Raw genomic sequence first — 20,668 nt, forward strand, 5'->3', positions numbered from 1 at the left:
TGCGCTCAGGCGCCGACCTCGAAGCGGGCGAACCGCGTGACGGTCGTGCCGGCGGCCTCGAGGACCTGCCGGACCGACTTCTTCGACTCGAACACCGACTCCTGGTCGAGGAGCACGATCTCCTTGAAGAAGGCGTTGATGCGGCCCTCGACGATCCTGGCGACGGCAGCCTCCGGCTTGCCCTCCTCCAGCGTCTTCTTGGTCAGCACGTCCTTCTCGGCCTCGACGACCTCGGCGGGGACCTGGTCGCTCGTCAGGTACTGCGCCTTGAGCGCGGCGGCCTGCTGGGCGGCCTGCTTGGCGGCCGCCTCGTCACCCTCGTACTCGACGAGCACGCCGAGGCTCGGGGGGCAAGTCGGTGGCCTTCTTGTGGAGGTAGACCGCGGTCCGGCCCTCGAAGTACGCGACCTCACCGAGCTCGATCTTCTCGCCGATGGTGCGGGCCAGCTCCTCGACCGTCTCGCCGACGGTCTTGTCGCCGAGCGACACGGCCTTCAGCGCGTCGAGGTCGTCGGTCTTGTTGGCGTCCGCAGCGTCGGCGATGGCCTGGGCGGTGCTGATGAACGCCTCGTTCTTGGCGACGAAGTCGGTCTCGGCCCGCAGGCTCACCAGGGCGTTGCCGGACGCGGCGACCAGGCCGGCCGACGCCTCCCGCTCGGCGGCGCGCGCGGCCGCCTTGGCGGCACCCTTGACGCGCAGCAGCTCGACGGCCTTGTCGAAGTCGCCGTCGGTCTCGTCGAGCGCCTTCTTGCAGTCCATCATCCCGGCCTGGGTCAGCTCGCGGAGCCGCTTGACGTCGGCAGCGGTAAATGCCATGGATCCTCCCTCGGATCTACGTGTGGAAGTGGGGTGGGATTGCGGCGTACGCCGGGCGCTCAGGCCTCGGCCGGGGCCTCGGTGTCGGCGGCCTCGGCCGTGGTCGCCTCGGACGACTCCGTGGTCGCCTCGGCGGCCTCGTCGGCCGCGGCGGCCTCGGTGCCCGCACCGGTGGCCTCGGAGGCCGGCTCGTCGGTCGCGGCGTCACCACCGGTCGCCTCCACGGCGACGGTCTCGGCCTCGCCGCTCAGCAGCTCGCGCTCCCACTCGGCCAGCGGCTCCTCGGCGGCCGGCGAGGCGGCCTCCCCGCCCTTGGCGCCGGAGCGGGCGATCAGGCCCTCGGCGACGGCGTCGGCGACGACGCGGGTCAGCAGGCCGACCGCACGGATCGCGTCGTCGTTGCCCGGGATCGGGAAGTCGACGACGTCGGGGTCGCAGTTGGAGTCGAGGATGCCGATGATCGGGATCCGCAGCTTGCGGGCCTCCTCGACGGCGAGGTGCTCCTTGTTGGTGTCGACGATCCAGACCGCGGCCGGCGTACGGCCCATCTCGCGGATGCCGCCCAGCGACTTGTTGAGCTTGTCGCGCTCCCGCTTCATCTGCAGGAGCTCCTTCTTGGTGCGGCCGCTGCCGGCGACGTCGTCGAAGTCGATGTCGTCGAGCTCCTTGAGGCGGTTGATCCGCTGGTGCACGGTCGAGAAGTTGGTGAGCATGCCGCCCAGCCACCGCTGGTTGACGTAGGGCATGCCGACGCGGGTCGCCTGCTCGGCGATCGCCTCCTGCGCCTGCTTCTTGGTGCCGACGAACATGATCGTCCCGCCCCGGGCCACGGTGTCCTTGACGAACGCGTAGGCGCGGTCGATGTAGGCCAGCGACTGCTGCAGGTCGATGATGTAGATGCCGTTGCGCTCCGTCATGATGAAGCGCTTCATCTTGGGGTTCCAGCGACGGGTCTGGTGCCCGAAGTGGACGCCGCTCTCGAGGAGCTGGCGCATGGTCACGACAGCCATGATGGTCTCCTTGTCAGGTTCTCAGTTGGTCCTGATGTCCACGCGCGACCCGACCGGTCGGACCCTGCAGCTGCAGGGCCCGGACGGACTGAGAGCCGTCGCCCACGGGCGGTCGGGGCCGGAGCGACCCCGTCGTGGTCTGCGGACATGCGAATTCCGGCTCCGAGGAGCCGGTGCTCCCAGGCTACCGGCCACGGCTCCCCGCGGCCAATCGCCGTAGCAGGTCGTCGAACAGACCCGCGGGGCCGGTCGCCGGGCCCGTCGCCGGCGCCGGTCGAGCTGAGCCGGACGGCCCGGCTACCGTCCACAGCCCCGCCACGGGGGTCGCGTCGTCCACAACGGAGCGGGGCACGACTCGCCGTGGTCGGCACCGGCCTGCACCGTGGCGGCATGCGATCCATCGTGCTGCTCCCGGCCGCGCTCGTCCTGGCGCTGCTGCTGCCACCGTCGCCGGCCGGTGGCGCCCCGGTGCCCGTGGCGCCGGGTGTCCCCGAGCCGGCTGCCTCGGGCGTCTGGCCGCTCCGGCCGACGCCCGCGGTCGTGGCGCACCTCGACCCACCGGACTCGCCCTACGGGCCGGGCCACCGGGGTGTCGACCTGCTCGGCTCCCCCGGCCAGCAGGTCCGGGCGGCGATGGCCGGCACCGTGAGCTTCGCCGGCACCATCGCGGGGAGGGGTGTGGTCGTCGTCGACCACGGCACGACGCGCACGACGTACCAGCCGGTGGCGGCCGGTGTCCCGGTCGGGCGGCGGGTGGCGGCGGGCACGCCGATCGGGCGGCTGCTCGTGCCCGGCTCGCACTGCCTCCCGCGCGCCTGCCTGCACTGGGGCTGGATCCGCAACGCCGACGACGTCTACCTCGACCCGCTGCTGATCGTCGGCGCCGGGCCGGTGCGGCTGCTGCCGCTGTGGCGCGACGACCCCGTGGGGGCTGCTCCCCTACGCCCGCGGGTGCGCCTGCTGGTAGGCGCGGCGCAGCCGGTCGGTCGTGACGTGGGTGTAGCGCTGCGTGGTCGCGAGGGGACGCGTGGCCGAGCAGCTCCTGCACGGACCGCAGGTCGGCCCCGCCCTCGAGGAGGTGGGTCGCGGCGGTGTGCCGGAGGCCGTGCGGACCGAGGTCCGGGGCACCTGGCACGTCGGCGATCCGGCGGTGGACGAGGGTGCGCACGGCGCGCTGGTCGATGCGGCCGCCGCGGACGCCCAGGAAGAGCGCCGGACCGGATCCGGGACGGGCCAGCTGCGGGCGGCCGTCGCGGAGCCAGGCGTCGAGGGCCGCGGCGGCGGGGTGGCCGAACGGGACGCTCCGCTCCTTGCGGCCCTTGCCGAGCACCCGGACGACGTTGCGGTCACGGTCGACGTCGTCGACGTCGAGGCCGCACAGCTCACCGACCCGGACGCCGGTGGCGTAGAGCAGCTCCAGCATCGCGACGTCGCGGAGGCCGGTCGGGCTGCCGTCGTCGGCGAGCCTGGTCGCGGCCTCGACGAGCGCTCGGGCCTCGTCGACCCGCAGCACGTTCGGCAGCGTGCGGTGCGGCTTGGGCGAGCCCAGCGCCGCCCCCGGGTCGGCGGGCGTCCGCCCGGTGCGCGCGAGCCACGCGGTGAAGACGCGTGCGGAGGTGGCGCGGCGCGCGATCGTCGTCCGGGAGCGGCCGGTCGTCTGCTGCTTGGCGAGCCAGCTCCGCAGCGCCCGCAGGTCGAGCCGGTCGACGGCGGTGATCCCCAGCCGGTGGGCGTGGTCGAGCAGCCCGGCCACGTCGCCGAGGTAGGCGGTGACGGTGTGCGGCGCGAGGTCGCGCTCGGAGACCAGGTGCCGCTCGTAGGAGGCGAGGAGCTCCGCGAACGCCTCCGGGAGCCCCTGTTCCGGCCCCTCGACGTCCTCGCTCACGGGACCGAGCGTAGGACCGGTGGCACCGGACGGCCGGGAGGCCGGCCGGTGCGCCGGGTCAGCGGCTACCGCGCACCGGCGCCGGCCTCGACGGGCTCGCCCGGCCGGCCGCGGTCAGCACCCAGCCGCCCGGCGCGTGCTCCACGAACCCGCCGGCCTCGAGCCTCGTCAGCGCTCGTTGCACGTCGACCACGTCGAGCCCGGCGACGACCGCGATCGACTCCGCGGTCGCTCCCCGCCCCACCGGCACGGCGTCGAGGACCTGGCGTGCCTTCACGGGCAGCCGGTCGCGTTCGTTCTCGGGCCCGCGCGGTTCGGTGAGCAGGTGCTCGCCGGCGGCGCCGACGAGCTCGAGCACCTCGGCGCCCCGGGTCACCAGGGTGGCCGCTCCCCTCCGGATCAGGCCGTGCGCACCCTCCGACGTCGCGCTCGTCACCGGCCCGGGCACGGCCATGACGACCCGGTTGAGGCGCTGCGCCCAGTGGCTGGTGCTCAGCGCGCCGCTGCGGTAGGCGGCCTCCACCACGAGCGTGCCCCGGGTGAGCGCCGCGATCAGCCGGTTGCGCGCCAGGAACCGGATCCGGTGCGGCGACGCGCCGACCGGTGCCTCGGACACCACCGCGTGCTCCCGGGCGAGGTAGGCCAGCATCTCGCGGTGCTCGAGCGGGTAGGCCCGGTCGGGGCCGCACGCCAGCACGGCCACGGTCGGCGCCCGGACGCTGGCGGCACCGCGGTGGGCGGCGTGGTCGATGCCGTAGGCGCCGCCGGAGACGGTCGGGACGCCGGCGAGCCCGAGCTCGGCCGCGACGTCGCGGGCGACGTCCTCGCCGTAGGACGTGGCCGACCGGGAGCCGACCACGGCCACCGAGCCCGCCAGCTCGTCGAGCCGCATCGGCCCCTTGACCCACAGGCCGATCGGGACGCCGCCCCGCTCGTGGAGCAGGCCGGCGTGGGCAAGGTCGGCCAGCTGCTCCGGCCACTCGGCGTCGGCCGGGGTGACGAACCGGACGCCCACCCGCTCTGCGGTCTCCAGGGCGCGGTGCGGGTCGACCTGCGGCAGCCGCGACGACACCGCGCGGAAGAGCTCGGTCTGCCCGGGCGTCGCGATCGCCCGCAGCGCCTCGACCGCGCCGAGCTGCTCGACCAGTCCCAGCAGCCGGTAGTCCCCCGGCTCGCCGGCCACGCTCAGCGTCACCCGTGCCAACCGCTCCTCGTCGCTCATCGGGCGCCCGTCGCCTCGCCCCGGAACTGCCGCAGGTCCAGCGGCTGGCCCGTGCGCAACCGCAGCGCGGCGTCGACCTCGTCCACCCCCGGACGCACGTCGCGGCCCGAGCGCACCGACCGCAGGTCCGCGATCGTCCACGCCACCCGCATCACGCGCACGGCGCCGCGGGCGCTGAGCCGGCCCTGGTAGGCGTGGTGGTCGACCAGGCGCGCGGCCTCGGGCGTCACCGGCCACTCGCGCTTGAGCACCTGGCTCGGCACGTGCGCGTTGAGCCGCCAGCCGCGGCCGGCGTAGCGCAGGTGCTGGCGGTCGCGCGCGGCCTGGACTCTGCTCCGGACCACCGCCGACGGCTCGGGCCGCACGAACTCGGCGTCGCCCGACCCCCGCACGGGGACCACGTGCCGGGTGATGTCGAGCCGGTCGGCGATCGGCCCCTCCAGCTTGCGCCGGTAGGCGCGGCGGAGCCGCTCGAGGCACTTGCACCGGTCGAGCCCGGGGACACTGGAGTAGTCGCCGCACGGGCACGGGTTGGCGGCCAGCACCAGCAGCGCCCGCGCGGGCAGGGGTCACCGACTCCTCCTGCCGGGCGACCGTGATGTCGCCGCTCTCGAGCGGCTGCCGCAGGGCGTCGACGACGTCGGCGCGGAACAGCGGGAACTCGTCGAGGAACAGGACCCCGAGGTGGGCCCGCGAGATCTCGCCGGGCCGCACCTGGCCGTGGCCGCCGCCGACGATGCTCGCCTTGCTCGCGTCGTGGTGGGGCGCGGCGTACGGCGGCCGGGTGAGCATGCCGCGGGCCGGGTCGAGGGTGCCGGCCAGGGAGTGCACCGCGGTCAGCTCGACCGACTCCTCGCGGGTCAGGTCGGGGAGGATCGTCGGGATCCGCTCGGCGATGCTGGTCTTGCCGGCGCCCTTGGGGCCGGACAGCAGGATGGAGTGCCCGCCGGCGGCGGCGACCTCGACCGCGACCTTCACGTCGTCGATGCCGTGCAGGTCGGCGAGGTCGAGCTCGTCGAGCCGCTCGTCGCCGCGCCAGGTCAGCAGCTGGGTGCCCGACGAGGCGGCGACGGGCGGCGCGTCGGGTCGTTCCTCGTCGTTGAGCAGGGCCACCGCCTGGGCGAGGGACCGGACGCCGTGCACCTCGACGCCCGGCACCATCATCGCCTCGTCCTGCTGCGGCTCGGGCACGAGGACACGGGTGAGACCGTGCTCGACGCCGGCCAGCACCATCGGCAGCACCCCGAACGCCGGCCGGAGGCCGCCGGAGAGGGTGAGCTCGCCGACGAACAGGGTGCGGTCGAGCTTCCCGGGCTCCAGACTGCCGTCGGCGGCGAGCACGCTGAGCGCGATCGCGAGGTCGAGGTGGGTGCCGGACTTCGGCAGGTCCGCCGGCGACAGGAGCACCGTCACGCGGTAGGCGGAGGGCCACTCCATCCCGCTGTTGAGGACCGCCATCCGCACCCGGTCGTGGGCCTCGCGCACCGAGGGCGCGGCCCGGCCGACCAGCGTGAACCCGGCCTGCCCCCGCGACACGTCGGCCTGGACGTCGACCAGGTGCCCGAGGGCACCGTTGAGCACGACCGCCCGGGCGCCGGCGACGCCCATCAGGTCAGCCCCGCCACGTGGTCGACGACCGCGGGTCCGCGCCGGGGTCGCAGCACGGCGACCAGGTCGATCCGGATGCCGTCTGGTTGCGCGCCCCGCTCGTGGGCCCACCGCTCCCCCAGCCGCTTCAGCCGGGCGAGCTTGTCGTCGGTGATCGCCTCGTGCGGTGTGCCGGCCACCGTGCTGGTGCGCGTCTTGACCTCGCAGACCACCAGCGTGGCGCCGTCGCGGAGCACCAGGTCGATCTCGCCCTCGTCGCACCGCCAGTTGCGCTCGAGCAGCACCAGTCCGCGCTCCTGCAGGTGGTGGGCCGCCACGTTCTCACCGTAGGCCCCGAGCGCCTGCCGGGCCGCTGCCGTCGTCTCCGTCATGTCCGACCTCCTCGCCGCCAGCGTGGCGGCGGGCGAGGACGAACGGCGACCGTCCGAGCGCACGGCTGTGGAGAACCCGGGCCCCGGGCCGGGCTGTGGACGGTTGGTGGGCCGTCAGCCGACGAGCCGCACCGCGGTGCAGCCCGGCCGGCCGAGGAGCGACACCTCTGCGACACCCAGCCGGATCCCGAGCAGCTCCAGCAGCGGGTTCAGCACTGCCGAGACCACGGGGTCGACCACCGAGTTCACCAGCGGCCTCACCACACCGTCGAGCAGCGCAGACAGCACGGGGTTCAGGATCCCCGCGAGGAGCGAAGCAAGACCCGCCTGCCCTGTCGCCAGCCGCACCTGGGCGCCGGTCAGGTCGAGCACCGACTCGCTGCCGACCACCACCGGGTCGGGCAGCGCCGGAGCAGGTGGGAAGCTGACCTCTCGATGTCCGCTGGCGCTCGCGACCGAGCCGGTCACGCGTGCGTCGAGCCCGACCTTGTCGAGCCCCAGCAGCTTGATCGCCAGCACCAGCGGCGCTCCGAGGAACCCGAGGGGCTCGAGGAACTTCGCGAGCGTGATCTCCAGGCCCACCTGGCCGAAACGCCCCCTGCTGGGCGGCAGCACCGCCACGCCGGCCGTGGTGACGTCGAGCCCGACCGCCTCCGGCGTGCACGCGAGCCGGGTCAGCGTCGCGGTGCCCGAGCCGACCTCGATCGCGAGGTCGACGTGGCCGCCCAGCAGTCCGGGACCGGTGGGTAGGGCCGCGTCCACGTGCAGCCGGACCTGGGCGGAGTGAGCCCGGGCGCCCTCCTTGCCGCACGCGATCCGCGGAGGCTCGATGATCGACACCTCGGCCAGGCCGGGTATCGCGACCTCGAGCGCGTGGTCGCCGTTGGCAGCGACGACCGCCACCCCGAGGATGTCCAGCAGGTTGATGTCGGCGGTCAGGCCTGCCAGGTCCGTGCCCGTGTCGAGCGCGAGGATCTCGCCGAGGTTGACCGCGAGCCCGGTGACGCCGAGCCGGATCGCCTCGAGGATCGCGGCACTCGCCGGGTCACCGTGCGCCCGGAGCACGTCGGCGGCGGCGACGATGAAGTCGGCCAGCCCGACGTTCGTGGACGCCAGCTCGCCGGGCGACCCCACCTGGAGCTCGACCAGGAGGTCGGCGAGCGGGACGTGGACGTTGCGGAGGTCCACGATGCCGGAGTAGCCGACGGCGGAGAGGTTCACCTTCAGGATGTGGTCGAGGAGCGGCCCGAGCGCGCTCCCGCTGGTGTCGAGGGTGAGCGTCTTGGTGCCGACGGAGAAGCAGACCGCGGGTTCGCCGCCGGTGGCGACCGCCGAGCGCTGGGCGCTCCCGCTGACACCGAGGCCGAAGGCGAAGTCGACCTCGGTGCGGGCGCGGACGACGACCGCCTCGGGCGCGGCACCGGTGGCGACCTCGACCGGCGTGCCGTCGGCGGAGGTCGCGTAGTCGCCGCCGTCGTCGAGGTCGACCAGGTAGGCGGACACGCACGAGCCGCCGCAGTCGGCGACCCCGCCCAGGGTGTGGTCGTCGTTGCGGGCGACGCTCGCGTCGAGCGCAGCCGCGAGGGTCGGCGCGCCGCCGGCGCCCGCGCGCACCTCGCCGGCGGACCGGCCGTCGAGCAACCGCGCGAGGTCGAGGGCCACCACGTCGGCCAGTGCCTGCATGTCCCGCCGGGCCACCCGCTGCACGCCGAGGTCGACCGCCACGGCGGCGACGGCGAGGAGCACCATGCTCACCACGACCGCGGTGATGACGGCGACCGCACCCCGGTCGCCCTGGTCGCGTCGGCTCATCCGGCCAGGTTGGGTCGGCCGCAGACCGCACCGACCGCGTAGACGTCGGCGCCGGCGAACCGCAGGCCGAGCATCCGGGCGACGGGCCCGATCAACATCTCGTCGAGGTTGTCGAGGAGCGGGGCGACGGTCTTCCGGACGAAGTGGTTGCCCACGCCGGTCAGCGCATCGACGACGAGGTCGGTCAGCGGCCGCACCAGCGGCAGGTCCGTGATCGTCTTGCCCCCGATCTTGACCGAGAGGATGTCGGGCAGGATCCGGCTCGGATCAAGGTAGATCGACGAGCCGGTCTCGACCGGGGTCTTGTCGTTGGGCGGCAGCGAGAGGTTCGCGATCGACCCGCCCGGGTCGGCGGTGGTGCCGACCCGCAGCGCGAGCTTGATCTCGATCTCCTTCTTGTTGCCGAGGATGCCGCCGAGGATGCTGTCCAGCAGGTCGCCGAGACCGAGGCCGAGCAGGCTGGAGACCTTGAGGTCGCCCTCGACCGTGAGGTTCATGTCGAGCCGGTACGACGCCAGCTCGGTCAGCACGCGGACGGCGAACCGGTGCGGGTCGGCCGCGGTCCCGGACCCGCAGTAGACCGGCGGCGGCGAGACCAGCTGGCCCGTACCGGTGCCGATCTCGATGACCAGGGAGCCGTCTCCCTTCGCGGTCTGCAGGGTGCCGATGCCGAGGTTGAGGCTCGGCAGGTTGAAGAAGTCCAGGCCCAGCGTCCCGCTGACCTGCGCGTTCTTCGCCGTCGCACCCGTGGAGTTGGGCGTGCCGCACGCCATCTGCGCAGCCGAGACGACCGACAGCGACCCGCTGATGTGGTTGCCGAGTCCGGCGACGCCGGCATGCAGGTTGGGGATGTCGATGAAGTGCTCGCCGGTCGCGACCCGCGCGGAGGCGACCAGGTCGAGCACGCGGAGCGCGACGTCGAGCGCCGCACTGTCGCCCGGGGCGATGTGGAGCACGTCGCCGAGACGGATCGAGCCGACCGAGGCGGCGACGTTGACCAGCGAGTTGAGGGCGGTGATGGCGGCCTGGTTGCCGGTCGCCTCGTTGCGCAGCACGTCGATCGTCGCGAGGAGCAGGTCGCGGAACGTGACCGCGCCGGTCAGGAGCGCGTCGGGGCTGCCGATCCGCGGGTTGGCCGCCAGCTCGCCGAGCGTGACGTCCGCGGCGGCCAGTGCCTTGTAGCTGACGAGGCTCAGGTTGACGCCCAGCAGGTCGTTGAGGGGGCCGAGCACCGTGCCGTCGCCGGAGTCGATCGCCGCGACGAAGGAGCCCAGCCGGAAGCAGGCGGTGCTCGCGGCGGTCGCGTACGCCGTCCGGGTGGCCGACCCGTCGCCGTCCGCGAACGAGTACTCCACGTCGGTCGAGGCGGTGACCTTGACGGCGCTGGGCGGCTCGGTGGCGGTGTTCCACACGCCTCCGGTGTAGGAGCCCCAGTCGACCTCCACGTCGAGACCCTCGCCGACGGCGTGGTCGTTGCGCGCCACGCTCTGGCTCACCGCACTGCCCGGGTTGCCGGGGTCGCCCTCGGCAGCGAGCTGCGCCTGCGTCCGGCCGTTGATCTCACGGGCCAGGTCGAGCGCCAGGACATCGGCGAGCGCCTGCATGTCGCGCCGGGCGACGCGCTGCATCCCGAGGTCGATCGAGATGGCGCCGACGCCGACCATCACCAGCGACAGGAACACGCCGACGAACACGCCGACGGCGCCGCGCTCGTCGCGGTGGACGGCGAGACGCCGTCGTACCGACGACCGGATCCGACCGGTCACGAGATCCGTACCTCGGTGACGTACTCCAGCTGCTCGGGCATGAACATGTTGAGACCCAGGCCCGGCAGCAGGCTGTTGTCGCGGTAGGGGTAGACCAGCGTCACCTCGGCGCACGCTGCTCCCCGCCGGGCCGGACGTGCAGGAGCTCTTGATCTCGATCGAGCAGGTGCCGGACGGGCCGCCGGCGTGGGTGAGGCTGCCGCCGCTGCACGAGACGCCGTAGCTGCCGAGCGCGTCGTCGACCGCGGCGGCGGCGTCGGCCTGGCGGGTGCCGGCCGGCGTGCCCGACGGGGCGACAGCAGCGGCACGAGCGCCCTCCGCGGCCGCCTGGCTCATGGCCTGGCGGAAGCTCAGCATGTAGCCGAAGCTGATGATGCCGAAGACCAGGAACATCAGGATCGGCAGGATCAGCGCGAACTCGACCGCCGCGGCCCCGTCGTCAGAACCCCGACGTCGGCCCGTCCGTCCGGTCACTGCGGACAGCAGCGTTCGACGTGCCATCGGCCCTCCCACCTAGCTCCTTCGACATCCCCCACGTGATGCCGCTGCGAGCGTAGCCACGATGCAGGGCCCCGGACACGCGCTCGCGACGAATATGGCCGCTCGCCACGGCGTCTAGTCAGTAGGGACTACCCCTCGTCAGGCCTTCGGCGGCTCGATGTCGGAGGTCGCCAGCTCCTCGACGTTGACGTCCTTGAACGTCAGCACCTTCACGTTCTTGGCGAACCGGGCCGGGCGGTACATGTCCCAGACCCAGGCGTCGCTGATGGTGACCTCGAAGAACACCTCGCCGGCCTCGGTGCGGGCCTTCACGTCGACGGAGTTGCAGAGGTAGAAGCGCCGGTCGGTCTCGACGACGTACTTGAAGATGCCGACCACGTCGCGGTACTCGCGGTAGAGCGTCAGCTCCTGCTCGGTCTCGTACTTCTCGAGCTCCTCGGCACTCACACCGTCGACTCTAGCCCCGGGTCGTCTGCGTCAGTCGTACCGCCTCGCCACCAGGTCCTGGCGGTCCACCGGCTCGCCGCGCTCCATCGACCAGGCCAGGCGCACGAGCACGGCGTGGGACCAGACGAGCGGCGTGGCGGCACGCGTCCCCTCGCCGGCCGGGCAGCACGGGCGCCCGGTCGGCGGCCGGCCGTCCCACACCTGCTCGGAGATCATCCCGGAGGGGCCGGCCGCGGCGGCCACGGCCTCGAGGAGCGTCGTCGCGTCCTCCCCCGCCGCGACGGCGTACTCGCCGCGCTCGCCGGTCAGGATCGGCCACGCGCGGCCCAGGGTCCGGAAGGTCCCGGGCTCGGTGATCCGCCACTCGCCGCCGCTGCGGGTCTCGCCGTAGCCGTCGTGGTCGAACCGGTGCCAGTAGGGGCCGTGGGGGGTGTCGACGCGCAGCCGGTCGTCGACGACCGCGAGCGTGTTCACGACCGCGGGGTCGTCGGCGGGGACCAGCCCGAACCGCACCGCGGTGAGGAAGCTGGGGTCGACGACCCGGCGCTGGTCGATGCTGCGCGGGCCGCCGTCACCCATCGGGTACCGGGTCCCGCGGTCGGGCCGGCCGTCCTTGGTGAGCCGCAGGAAGTACGGCGCGTCGCTCAGCGGGCCGTTGGTCGTGACCGTCCAGTCGTCGAGGCGCCGCTGCCAGCGGTCCGCCTTCCGCAGCCAGGTGCGGGCCAGGTCGCGCCGTCCGCGGTCGCGGGCGAGGTGGGCGGCACACACCAGCCCGGAGACCTGCGCGGCGATCGAGTTCGGCGAGTAGCCCGCCTGGTTCTCCCACCGCTCCTGCGGGGTGTACGGCGCCCGCCGGCCGGTCTCCTCGTCGCGGAACCGGGTGATGAACCCCGCTGCCTTCCGCACGCCCCGCCAGGTCGCCCGGTCCCTGCTGCCGACGAGGCAGGCGAGCGTGATCGGCAGCGCCACCTCGTCCAGCTGGAGCTCTCCCCAGACCGGGCGCCCCCGGACGTCGGAGTTCTGCGGGAAGGAGCCGTCCGGGCGCTGCTGGACGCCGAACAGCCACCGGACGCTCCGTCGGGCGGCCGCCCGGTCGCCGACCGCCCACAGCGCGGTGGCGAACTCGTAGGAGTCGCGGGCCCAGACCAGGTGGTAGGCGCCGGACGGCGAGCTCAGGTCGGGCACCTCGTTGCCCCAGACCCACGGCGCCGACGGGGAGGCGACCAGCGCCCCGGGGTTGAGCTTGTCCTCCGCGGCAGCGAGCACCAGCGCGGACGCGAGGTACTCGTCCTCGACCGTCGCCGCGCTCTCCGGCAACGTCGCGCAGCGAGGCGAGGTAGCGGTGCCAGCCGCGGTCGTACGCCGTCTCGACGGCGCTGTAGGCCGTCCGCCGGGTCTCGCGGGCGGTGCGCAGCGCGGCGGCGGGCCGCCGGCCGAACCCGAGGGCTAGCGTGGCGGTCCGGCGGCCGGGGAGCCCGTTGACCCGCGGCAGCTCGGCGGTCTGGACGACGTTGCCGGGGCCGGCGGGCCGGCGGCTCTCCCCGCCCTGCCGGCGAGGCCGTTGCGCAGCCGGGCCAGCGGCGGCCGGGCGACCAGCGCGGAGCTCACCCGCTCGTCGTGGGCGACCAGCGCCCTGCCCCGGGCGCGGGCCCGGTCGTCCATCCCGCCGTTGGCGAGGGCCGGGTCGTAGGCGACGTGCAGCCGGTACCGGCCGCCGTCGAGCGACTCCAGCCGCACCCGGACGACGTAGGTGTCGCGGGCGGGGTCGGTCAGGTGGGTCTCGGTGAGCCGGTAGCGGCCGTCCCGGTCGACGTGGACCTGGGTGAACCGCAGGCTGCGGGCGTCGGGGCGGCGCACGGTGGTGCGCATGTCGCGGGAGGCGCGGTCGAGGAAGCTGCGTCGCCGGTCGCTGACCATCAGCTCCAGGGTGCGCACGCTCGGCGTCGAGAGGTCGGGGTAGAAGACCTCGCTGGTCCGGCCCCGCTGCAGCGTGAACCAGACGTTGCTCCGCCGGGTGCGCGCCGTGCCGAAGCCGGTCTTGTCGGCCTCGGTCCACGTGTGCTTGCGGCCGGTGTCCGGGGGCGGTGGTGGGGACGCGGTGCCGACCGGCACGGACAGGACGCCGCTGAGCGCGACTCCGAGGGCGAGGGTTCCGGCAAGCGTTCTCGGCGACATGGGGCCTCCCACCAGTAGGCGTGGGGGTACCCGTGGCGGCGGCGGGCAAACGGCGCGCCCGGGCGCGCGGTCAGCGCAGCGCGTCGACCTCCCCGACCACGCTCGCCGCCGCCTCCTCCGCCTCCTCGTGGACCTCGACGACGACCTCCTCCAGGCCCGCCGCTCGGCGCACGTTGACGAACCGCATCCGGTGGATCGGCGACGGGCCGTGCGCCACCAGCGCCTCGGAGTGGGCGGAGGTGATGTAGCCCTTGTGGGTCCGGAAGTCGTAGGCGGGCCACTGGTCGTGCAGCTCGTCCATCAGCCGGTCGCGGGTGACCTTGGCCAGCACCGACGCGGCCGCCACGCAGGCCGCCACCCGGTCCCCCTTCCACACCGCGAGGCCGGGCGCGCCGAGCCCGTCGACCGGGAAGCCGTCGGTGAGGACGTACGCCGGCGCGACCTCGAGCTTGGCGACCGCCCGGCGCAGCGCCTCGACGTTGGCGACGTGCATCCCGAGCCGGTCGCACTCCTCCGGCGGGACGACGACGACCGACCAGGCGACCGCCCGGCGGACGACCTCGTCGTAGCAGCGCTCCCGTGCCCGGGCGGTCAGCAGCTTGGAGTCGGCGAGGCCGGGCACGATGCCCGCCTTGCCCGCCGGCAGGATCGCGGCGCCGGCGACCAGCGGCCCGGCACACGCGCCGCGGCCGGCCTCGTCGACGCCGGCGACGGGCTCGATGCCGTGCCGGCGCAGGGCGCGCTCGTAGCCGTAGAGCCCGGCGTCCCGTCGTACCGTCGCTCCCCTGGGCAGCGTCGACATCGCAGTGACGGCCCCGTCAGTCGGTCGCCGGGGGCTGTCGGGGACGGCGTCGAACGCGCCCGGGTTGCTCACCCAGGTCCAGCGGTCCTGCGGCCACACCAGCGCGAACACCTTGCCGACCACCAGGTCGGTGTCGACCCACGGGCTCTTCGTGCACGTCTCCGCGTCCTCGGGGCACATGTGGGCACGGGAGTCGGCGGACGCGCCGCGGTTGTCGCCGAGGACGAAGAGCTTGCCCTCCGGGATCGGGCCGACGGACCAGTCGCAGCCGAGGCCGGGGTAGCGGGCGACACAGCCGCCGCGGTCGGCCTTGGGCGGCCGGGCGACGTAGTCGCTCTCGTCGACCGGCTCACCGTTGACGAGGATCCGCCCCTGGTCGTCGCAGCACTCGACGACGTCGCCCTCGACGCCGATCACGCGCTTCACCAGGTGGCCGCCGGTGGGATAGAGCCCGACCTTCGACAGCACCTTGGTGAGGCCGGTGGGCTCGGGCTCCTCGCCGGTGAGCCACTCCCCGGGGTCCTCGAACACCACGACGTCGCCCCGGCTCGGGCTGCCGCCGAACCAGTACGAGACCTTCTGCACGAGGATCCGGTCGTTCTCCACCAGCCCGGGCTGCATCGACGGCGACGGGATGTAGAACGCCTGGACGAAGAACGACTTGATGACCACCGCGAGGACCAGCGCCACCCCGAGCAGCAGGATGCTCTCCTGCCACACCGGGAGGTGTTTGCGGTCGTTGCGGTCCTTGCGCTTCCCGCGGTTCGCGTCGGCCGGCGGCTCCGGGGGGCGCCGGCTCGGCCGCAGGGCGAGCCGCCGACGGGTCGTCCGACCGCATCGCGGAGGGCTCGGCGCCGGCGGGGTCCTTGGTCACGAGGGGAGTCTAGGCAGACGCCGGACGGTGTCCGGCGGCGACGCCGCTCAGGCCTCGCGACGCTCCTTGATCTTGGCGGCCTTGCCGCGGAGGTTGCGCAGGTAGTAGAGCTTCGCCCGGCGGACGTCGCCGCGGGTGACGACCTCGATCGTCTCGAAGATCGGCGAGTGGAGCGGGAAGGTCCGCTCGACACCGACGCCGAAGGAGACCTTGCGGACGGTGAAGGTGCGGCCGACGCCGCTGCCCTGGATGCGGATCACGACGCCCTGGAAGACCTGGACCCGCGACCGGTTGCCCTCGACGACCTTGACGTGCACCTTGACGGTGTCGCCGGCGCGGAACTCGGGGATGTCCTCGCGCTTCGCGGCGTTGCCGAGCTCGGCGACGATGGACGGGGTGGGGACGTTGCTCATGATGGCTCCTCGCGAGTGCCACAGGTCAGCCGCGGATGTCGGGGGCGTGATCTTCGGTGCTGCGGCGCGCGGTACGACGGTTCCCCTGTGGCAGAAGCGTCCGCGGCGCCGACTGGAGATGATCGCACAGCGGCGGGCCGCCGCGGTAATCGGCGGTGCTCCCCCGCGACGGCGGTGGGCCTGGGAGGATGGCGCCCGTGACGGACGCCGGCCCACCGCTCGACTGGGCGCCGCACACGACCGAGCACCGACCGTACCGCCAGCGGGTGTCCCGCGGCCCGCGGGCCGACCGCCGCTTCGACGAGGTCGCCGTCTCGATCCCGCCGATGATCCGCGACCTGGACTACCCGATGGACCGGCCGCTGGCGGCGATGACGACGGCGAGCATCGGCGGGCTCGGCCACCTCGACCTCGTCCACGGCCGGACGCTCGAGGAGCTCAACCACCTCCAGCTGCGCACGGAGTCGGTCGACTCCTCCAAGATCGAGAACGTCGACGCCAGCCTGGCCGACTACGGACGGGCGCTCCTCGGCGTGGGCGCCAACGCGTCCGCGGTGTCGATGGCCTCCGCGACGGCGGCGCTCGCCCGGATGATCCGCGACGCCGACACCACACGTTCGATCCGCCTCGAGGCCGTCCTCGCGGCCCACGGCGACCTGTTCCGCCGGCACCCCGACGAGGCCCCGCGGGCGGGGCGGCTGCGCACGGTGCAGAACTGGATCGGCGGCAGCGACTTCTCCCCGCGCGACGCGCTGCACGTGCCTCCGCCCCCGGAGACGGTCACCGACTACCTCGAGGACCTGGTCGCCTTCGCCAACCGCGACGACATGCCGGTGCTCGCGCAGGCGGCGATCGTGCACGCGCAGTTCGAGTCGATCCACCCGTTCATCGACGGCAACGGACGGATCGGACGCGCTCTCATCCACGCGGTGCTGCGCCGCCGGCGCGCCACCCGCCACCTCACCGTGCCGGTCGCGTCGGCCCTGGTCGCCGACCGCGACCGCTACTTCGCCGCGCTGGGCGACTACCGCCGCGGCCATGCCCGCACGCTCGTGGCGATGCTGGCCTCGGCCACGAGCGTCGCGACCGGCGAGTCGTGGCGCACCGCGGCCAACCTCCGCGACATCCGCGCGCGCTGGCACGACGCCGTCGGCGGCTCCCGGCCGGGCACCCCGCTGCACCGGCTGCTCGACCTCCTCACCGAGGAGCCGATCGTCAACGTCGACCTGGTCGCCGGGCGGATCGACGCGGACGAGGCGACGGCGCAGGACGCGGTCGACCGGCTCGAGCGGGCCCGCGTCCTCACCCGCTCCCCTCGTTCCCGCCGGGCACCCGTCTGGCTGGCCCGCGACGTGCTCGGCGAGGTGCACGACCTCAGCCTCAGGATCCAGGCGGCGAGCCGGCGGCTGCGCGCGACCTAGAGCGACGACAGCAGGCCCGCCCCGGTGTCCGGAGCGGGCCTGCCTGTGTCGGTCCGTGGAGTGTCGGAGCCGTGGATCAGTTGATCGCGTACCCGTCGCCGTGCAGCACCTGGTCGATGCCGGCGAGCTCGTCCTCCTCCTTGGCGCGGAAGCCGACGGTCTTCTCGATCGCCCAGCCGACGGCGAACGCCACGACGAACGCCCAGGCGATGACGATCAGCGACGAGGCGACCTGCCAGAACAGGAACTCGAAGTCGCCGCCCATGAGGACGCCCTCGCCGCCGACGGTGGCGAAGAAGCCGAGGTAGACGCAGCCGATGAAGCCGGCCACCAGGTGGATGCCGACCACGTCGAGCGTGTCGTCGTAGCCGAGGACGTACTTGAGGTCGATCGCGAAGCAGCAGACCGCACCGGCGATGACGCCCAGCAGCAGCGCCCAGACCGGGTCGAGGTGGGCGCAGGCGGGGGTGATGGCCACCAGGCCGGCGACGATGCCGGACGCGGCGCCGACCGCCGTGGCCTTGCCGTCCTTGAGCTGCTCGACCACGAGGAAGCCGAGCATCGCCGCGGCCGGGGTGATCAGCGTGTTGAGGAAGATCAGGCTGGTCTGGCCCAGGTCGGCGCCGTAGACGCCGGTGTTGAACCCGAACCACCCGAACCACAGGATCGAGGCGCCGATGAGGACCAGCGGCACGTTGTGGGGCTGCGCCTCCTCCTTGGAGAAGCCGGCCTTGCGGCGGCCGAGGACCAGCGCGAGCGCGAGGGCCGCGGCACCGGCCGCCTGGTGGACGATCGTGCCGCCCGCCCAGTCGAGGACGCCCTTGCCGAGGATCCAGCCCAGCGGGCCCTCGTCGTCGAACGCCCACACCCAGGCCTGGCCCGGGAAGTAGACGAGGGTCACCCAGATCCCCGCGAAGAGGATCCAGGGCCAGAACCGGGCCCGGTCGGCGACCGCGCCCGAGATCAGGGCGACGGTGATGATGGCGAACGAGGCGCCGAAGGCGATCCCGCCGAACGCGTTCCCGGCCTCGCCCTCACCGATGCCCGACATCAGCTCGGTGAGCCCGAAGTCCTGGAACGGGTTGCCCACCAGCTGGTTGGGCTCGCTGATCGCGCCGATGCCGCTGGCGCCGTAGAGCACCCACAGGATCGTGACGATCATCATCGAGCCGAAGCTCAGCATCATCATGGACACGACGGACTTGGACTTCACGAGTCCGCCGTAGAAGAACGCCAGGCCCGGGGTCATGAAGATGACCAGGGCCGCGCACAGCAGCTGCCATGCAAGATCGAGATCCATTGCCCAACCTCTTTGTGTCTCGGGAGTGGTGCGCGGGGCAGCACCGTTGCTCCTCCACGTTTCGCCGCATGCTTGCGGCGCCGCGTTTCACCGGACGCCGATCGAGGTTTCGGGCGCGTTACAGGTCCTCCGGACGTGTGTCCGTCGTGTGAACGTCTGGCGGGCGCCGGCGGACGCCCGGACGTCGCCCCGGGCGTCAGCCCGCCGCGGGTGCGCGGCGGCGCTTCGACAGCACCACCGCGCCCGGCGGCCCGTCCAGGTCGGGCCGCAGCCGGTAGCCGGCCCTCTTGTAGAAGCGCAGGTTGCGGGTGCTCGCGGCACCCGTGAAGAGCACGTACGACGTCGCCGCGGGCGGCGCGACCGCCTCGACGTGCTCGAGCAGCCGGCGGCCCGTCCCCTGGCCCCTGAGGTCAGGGGCCACCATGATCCGGCCGATCTCCCAGGTGTCGCCCTCGAGGCGGCCCCGGGCAGCACCGACCAGCCGGCCGGCCCGACGGACGACGTAGGTTTCCCACTCCCCCAGCCAGCCGCGCACGTCGGCGACGGTCTCGTGGATGGCGTCGATGTCGAGTCGGTCGTTGGCCACCGCCTCCGACACCCAGCAGGCCAGCTGCAGGGTGTGCAGCTCGCCGGCGTCGGCCGGCGCCGCCCGCACGATCGGGGGTGCCGTCGTCGAGCAGCGACGGGGGCAGCAGGTCGGGCCGGCGCTCGACGGTCCGGTGCAGCGCCTGTTCGCGACGCCAGGCGGCGACGGCCGCGTGGTCACCCGAGCGGAGCACGGCGGGCACCTCGTGACCGCGCCAGCTCTGCGGCTTGGTGTAGACGGGGTACTCCAGGAGCCCGTCCTCGTGGGACTCCTCGAGCAGCGACGCGGCGTTGCCCATGAACCCGGGGAGCAGCCGGACCACGGCCTCGGTCACCGCGAGCGCGGCCACCTCGCCCCCGTTGAGCACGTAGTCGCCCAGCGACACCTCGACCAGCTCCGCGCGCGCCGCGACGTGGTCGAGCACCCGCTGGTCGATGCCCTCGTAGCGCCCGCAGAGGAAGACCAGCCGCTCGCGGGTCGCGAGGTCGCGGGCGGCGGCCTGGGTGAACGGCCGGCCGGCGGGGGTCGGCACGACGACCGTCGCGCCGTCGACGGCCAGCTCGTCGAGCGCCTCGCCGAACGGCTCGGGCTTCAGGACCATGCCGGCGCCGCCGCCGTAGGGCGTGTCGTCGACGGTGCGGTGCCGGTCGTGGGTCCACGTGCGCAGGTCGTGGACGTGGAACTCGACCAGCCCGTCGGCGGCCGCCCGGCCCGGGAGCGACAGCCCGAGCGGTGCGAGGTAGTCGGGGAAGATGGTGAGGTAGTCGATCCTCACCCGGGCTCCTCGTCCGGCAGCGGCCGGACCAGCCCCGGCCGGTCGGCGATCACGACCCGGCGGGCGTCGAGGTCGACCTCCGGCACCAGCGCCGCGACGAAGGGCACCAGCGCCTCGCGGCGGTCGGTCGTGCGGATGCGGAGGAGGTCCTGGGCGCCGTGGACCAGGCCCACCACCTCACCGAGGTGGGTGCCGTCGACGTCGTGGGCCGCGAGGCCCTCGAGCTGGTGGTCGTAGAACTCGTCGGGGTCCTCGGGCCGCTCGTCGTCGGCCACCTCGACCCGCAGCACGACGCCGCGGGCGCTCTCGGCGGCGGTCCGGTCGGCCAGCTCCTCGAACGTCACCAGCAGCACCGACTGGTGCCAGCGGGCCCGCGCGACGGTGAGGGTGGGGTGGCCGAACGCCGACCCGCGCGGCGCCTCTGCGAGCAGCCGCACGCCGGCGGCGTACCGCCGCTCCGGCTCGTCGGTGCGCACGTCGACGGTGACCTCGCCGCGGAGCCCGTGCGGCTTGCCGATCCTGCCGACGACCACCTCGATCATGTCGAGTAGGGACTTTCTCGCTCTCGAGCAGGGGAAAAATCAGCATCGAGTGGGGGCCGGAGCCCCCACTCGACGCTGAGGAAGTCCCTACTCAACAGGTCAGCGCCGGTCGACGTCGACGAAGTCGATCCGGGTGCCGCCGTTGCCGGCCAGGGCCGAGATCACGGTGCGGAACGCCGTCGCGGTGCGGCCGCCCCGCCCGATCACCTTGCCGAGGTCGTCGGGGTGGACCCGCACCTCGAGCACGGAGCCGCGGCGCAGCTGCTTGTCGCGGACCACGACGTCGTCGGGGTTGTCGACGACCCCGCGCACCAGGTGCTCCAGCGCGTCGGCGAGCACGGC

17 protein-coding genes and 5 pseudogenes are annotated in these 20,668 nt (G+C 73.8%); 2 read left to right on the plus strand and 20 right to left on the minus strand.

Translation table 11 applies throughout. The annotated features are described in order from the left end of the window. Positions 1–5: 5 nt before the first annotated feature. Both tsf and rpsB read right to left on the minus strand, forming a co-directional pair. Positions 6–816, minus strand: a pseudogene (gene tsf / locus MF408_RS01300) (translation elongation factor Ts). A gap of 59 nt (positions 817–875) precedes the next feature. Continuing rightward, positions 876–1,826, minus strand: coding sequence for a 30S ribosomal protein S2 (gene rpsB, locus MF408_RS01305; RefSeq protein WP_240249958.1), 951 nt, complete (start codon positions 1,824–1,826; stop codon positions 876–878). Between the two features lie 633 nt (positions 1,827–2,459). Here rpsB and MF408_RS01310 point away from each other — a divergent pair. Next, positions 2,460–2,615: pseudogene (locus MF408_RS01310) on the plus strand (M23 family peptidase); the annotation flags it as partial. Positions 2,616–2,765: 150 nt separating this feature from the next. On the opposite strand, the pseudogene MF408_RS01315 reads toward MF408_RS01310, so the two are convergent. From MF408_RS01315 to rplS, 13 genes and pseudogenes are all read right to left on the minus strand, one after another. Continuing rightward, positions 2,766–3,711: pseudogene (locus MF408_RS01315) on the minus strand (tyrosine recombinase XerC). Between the two features lie 58 nt (positions 3,712–3,769). Beyond that, positions 3,770–4,933 carry a DNA-processing protein DprA gene (dprA, locus tag MF408_RS01320; protein ID WP_240249959.1) on the minus strand — a complete coding sequence of 388 codons (1,164 nt, stop codon included), beginning with the start codon at positions 4,931–4,933 and terminating at the stop codon, positions 3,770–3,772. Then, the gene (locus MF408_RS24715) at positions 4,930–5,478 is read right to left on the minus strand and encodes an ATP-binding protein (protein ID WP_275693422.1); all 549 of its coding nucleotides are present in this window, start codon (positions 5,476–5,478) and stop codon (positions 4,930–4,932) included. Before MF408_RS24715 ends, dprA begins: the two co-directional genes overlap by 4 nt. 82 nt (positions 5,479–5,560) lie before the next feature. Next, positions 5,561–6,541: pseudogene (locus MF408_RS01330) on the minus strand (ATP-binding protein); the annotation flags it as partial. After that, positions 6,541–6,912, minus strand: a complete 372-nt coding sequence (locus MF408_RS01335; RefSeq protein WP_240249960.1) for a YraN family protein — start codon at positions 6,910–6,912, stop codon at positions 6,541–6,543. The gene MF408_RS01335 and the pseudogene MF408_RS01330, both read right to left, overlap by 1 nt. Positions 6,913–7,026: 114 nt before the next feature. Then, positions 7,027–8,724 (minus strand): hypothetical protein, encoded by a 1,698-nt coding sequence (locus tag MF408_RS01340; protein ID WP_240249961.1) that lies wholly within the window; start codon positions 8,722–8,724, stop codon positions 7,027–7,029. Beyond that, positions 8,721–10,991, minus strand: coding sequence for a TadE/TadG family type IV pilus assembly protein (locus MF408_RS01345; protein ID WP_240249962.1), 2,271 nt, complete (start codon positions 10,989–10,991; stop codon positions 8,721–8,723). Before MF408_RS01345 ends, MF408_RS01340 begins: the two co-directional genes overlap by 4 nt. Before the next feature lie 138 nt (positions 10,992–11,129). After that, positions 11,130–11,438, minus strand: coding sequence for a DUF2469 domain-containing protein (locus MF408_RS01350; protein WP_240249963.1), 309 nt, complete (start codon positions 11,436–11,438; stop codon positions 11,130–11,132). Positions 11,439–11,468: 30 nt separating this feature from the next. Then, positions 11,469–12,755, minus strand: a complete 1,287-nt coding sequence (locus MF408_RS01355; RefSeq protein WP_240249964.1) for a glycoside hydrolase family 15 protein — start codon at positions 12,753–12,755, stop codon at positions 11,469–11,471. A 129-nt stretch (positions 12,756–12,884) separates the two neighbouring features. Beyond that, on the minus strand, positions 12,885–13,613 hold the full coding sequence (locus MF408_RS01360) for a hypothetical protein (protein WP_240249965.1): 729 nt from the start codon (positions 13,611–13,613) through the stop codon (positions 12,885–12,887). A gap of 70 nt (positions 13,614–13,683) precedes the next feature. Continuing rightward, on the minus strand, positions 13,684–14,415 hold the full coding sequence (locus tag MF408_RS01365) for a ribonuclease HII (protein ID WP_240251577.1): 732 nt from the start codon (positions 14,413–14,415) through the stop codon (positions 13,684–13,686). A gap of 147 nt (positions 14,416–14,562) precedes the next feature. Beyond that, positions 14,563–15,135, minus strand: a pseudogene (lepB, locus tag MF408_RS01370) (signal peptidase I); the annotation flags it as partial. A gap of 201 nt (positions 15,136–15,336) precedes the next feature. Continuing rightward, positions 15,337–15,702, minus strand: coding sequence for a 50S ribosomal protein L19 (gene rplS / locus MF408_RS01375; RefSeq protein WP_240249966.1), 366 nt, complete (start codon positions 15,700–15,702; stop codon positions 15,337–15,339). Positions 15,703–15,899: 197 nt separating this feature from the next. Here rplS and MF408_RS01380 point away from each other — a divergent pair, with 197 nt between their 5' ends. Beyond that, the gene (locus MF408_RS01380; RefSeq protein WP_240249967.1) at positions 15,900–17,123 is read left to right on the plus strand and encodes a Fic family protein; all 1,224 of its coding nucleotides are present in this window, start codon (positions 15,900–15,902) and stop codon (positions 17,121–17,123) included. Positions 17,124–17,199: 76 nt separating this feature from the next. Here the strand turns inward: MF408_RS01380 and MF408_RS01385 are convergent, their stop codons facing one another. From MF408_RS01385 to MF408_RS01405, 5 genes are all read right to left on the minus strand, one after another. Continuing rightward, positions 17,200–18,423: an ammonium transporter gene (locus tag MF408_RS01385; RefSeq protein ID WP_240249968.1), complete on the minus strand. Its 1,224-nt coding sequence runs from the start codon at positions 18,421–18,423 to the stop codon at positions 17,200–17,202. A 196-nt stretch (positions 18,424–18,619) separates the two neighbouring features. Continuing rightward, positions 18,620–18,946, minus strand: a complete 327-nt coding sequence (locus MF408_RS01390) for a GNAT family N-acetyltransferase (RefSeq protein ID WP_240251578.1) — start codon at positions 18,944–18,946, stop codon at positions 18,620–18,622. Next, entirely contained in the window at positions 18,834–19,784 is a 951-nt protein-coding gene (gene trmD / locus MF408_RS01395) for a tRNA (guanosine(37)-N1)-methyltransferase TrmD (RefSeq protein ID WP_240249969.1), read from the minus strand. The genes MF408_RS01390 and trmD overlap by 113 nt, the downstream gene beginning before the upstream one ends. Continuing rightward, positions 19,781–20,326, minus strand: a complete 546-nt coding sequence (gene rimM, locus MF408_RS01400; protein ID WP_240249970.1) for a ribosome maturation factor RimM — start codon at positions 20,324–20,326, stop codon at positions 19,781–19,783. The genes trmD and rimM overlap by 4 nt, the downstream gene beginning before the upstream one ends. Before the next feature lie 99 nt (positions 20,327–20,425). Further along, positions 20,426–20,665 carry an RNA-binding protein gene (locus tag MF408_RS01405; protein ID WP_240249971.1) on the minus strand — a complete coding sequence of 80 codons (240 nt, stop codon included), beginning with the start codon at positions 20,663–20,665 and terminating at the stop codon, positions 20,426–20,428. Between the last annotated feature and the right edge of the window lie 3 nt (positions 20,666–20,668).

It is taken from the genome of Nocardioides sp. TF02-7 (assembly GCF_022437945.1).
GTDB lineage: Bacteria > Actinomycetota > Actinomycetes > Propionibacteriales > Nocardioidaceae > Nocardioides.

Excerpts from the sequence above, each read along its gene's own strand:
- dprA (WP_240249959.1), bottom strand. The coding sequence starts at position 4,933 with ATGAGCGACGAGGAGCGGTTGGCACGGGTGACGCTGAGCGTGGCCGGC.
- MF408_RS01335 (WP_240249960.1), bottom strand. The coding sequence starts at position 6,912 with ATGACGGAGACGACGGCAGCGGCCCGGCAGGCGCTCGGGGCCTACGGT.
- MF408_RS01385 (WP_240249968.1), bottom strand. The coding sequence starts at position 18,423 with ATGGATCTCGATCTTGCATGGCAGCTGCTGTGCGCGGCCCTGGTCATC.
- MF408_RS01365 (WP_240251577.1), bottom strand. The coding sequence starts at position 14,415 with ATGTCGACGCTGCCCAGGGGAGCGACGGTACGACGGGACGCCGGGCTC.
- MF408_RS01345 (WP_240249962.1), bottom strand. The coding sequence starts at position 10,991 with ATGGCACGTCGAACGCTGCTGTCCGCAGTGACCGGACGGACGGGCCGA.
- MF408_RS01360 (WP_240249965.1), bottom strand. The coding sequence starts at position 13,613 with ATGTCGCCGAGAACGCTTGCCGGAACCCTCGCCCTCGGAGTCGCGCTC.
- MF408_RS01340 (WP_240249961.1), bottom strand. The coding sequence starts at position 8,724 with ATGAGCCGACGCGACCAGGGCGACCGGGGTGCGGTCGCCGTCATCACC.
- rpsB (WP_240249958.1), bottom strand. The coding sequence starts at position 1,826 with ATGGCTGTCGTGACCATGCGCCAGCTCCTCGAGAGCGGCGTCCACTTC.
- rimM (WP_240249970.1), bottom strand. The coding sequence starts at position 20,326 with ATGATCGAGGTGGTCGTCGGCAGGATCGGCAAGCCGCACGGGCTCCGC.
- rplS (WP_240249966.1), bottom strand. The coding sequence starts at position 15,702 with ATGAGCAACGTCCCCACCCCGTCCATCGTCGCCGAGCTCGGCAACGCC.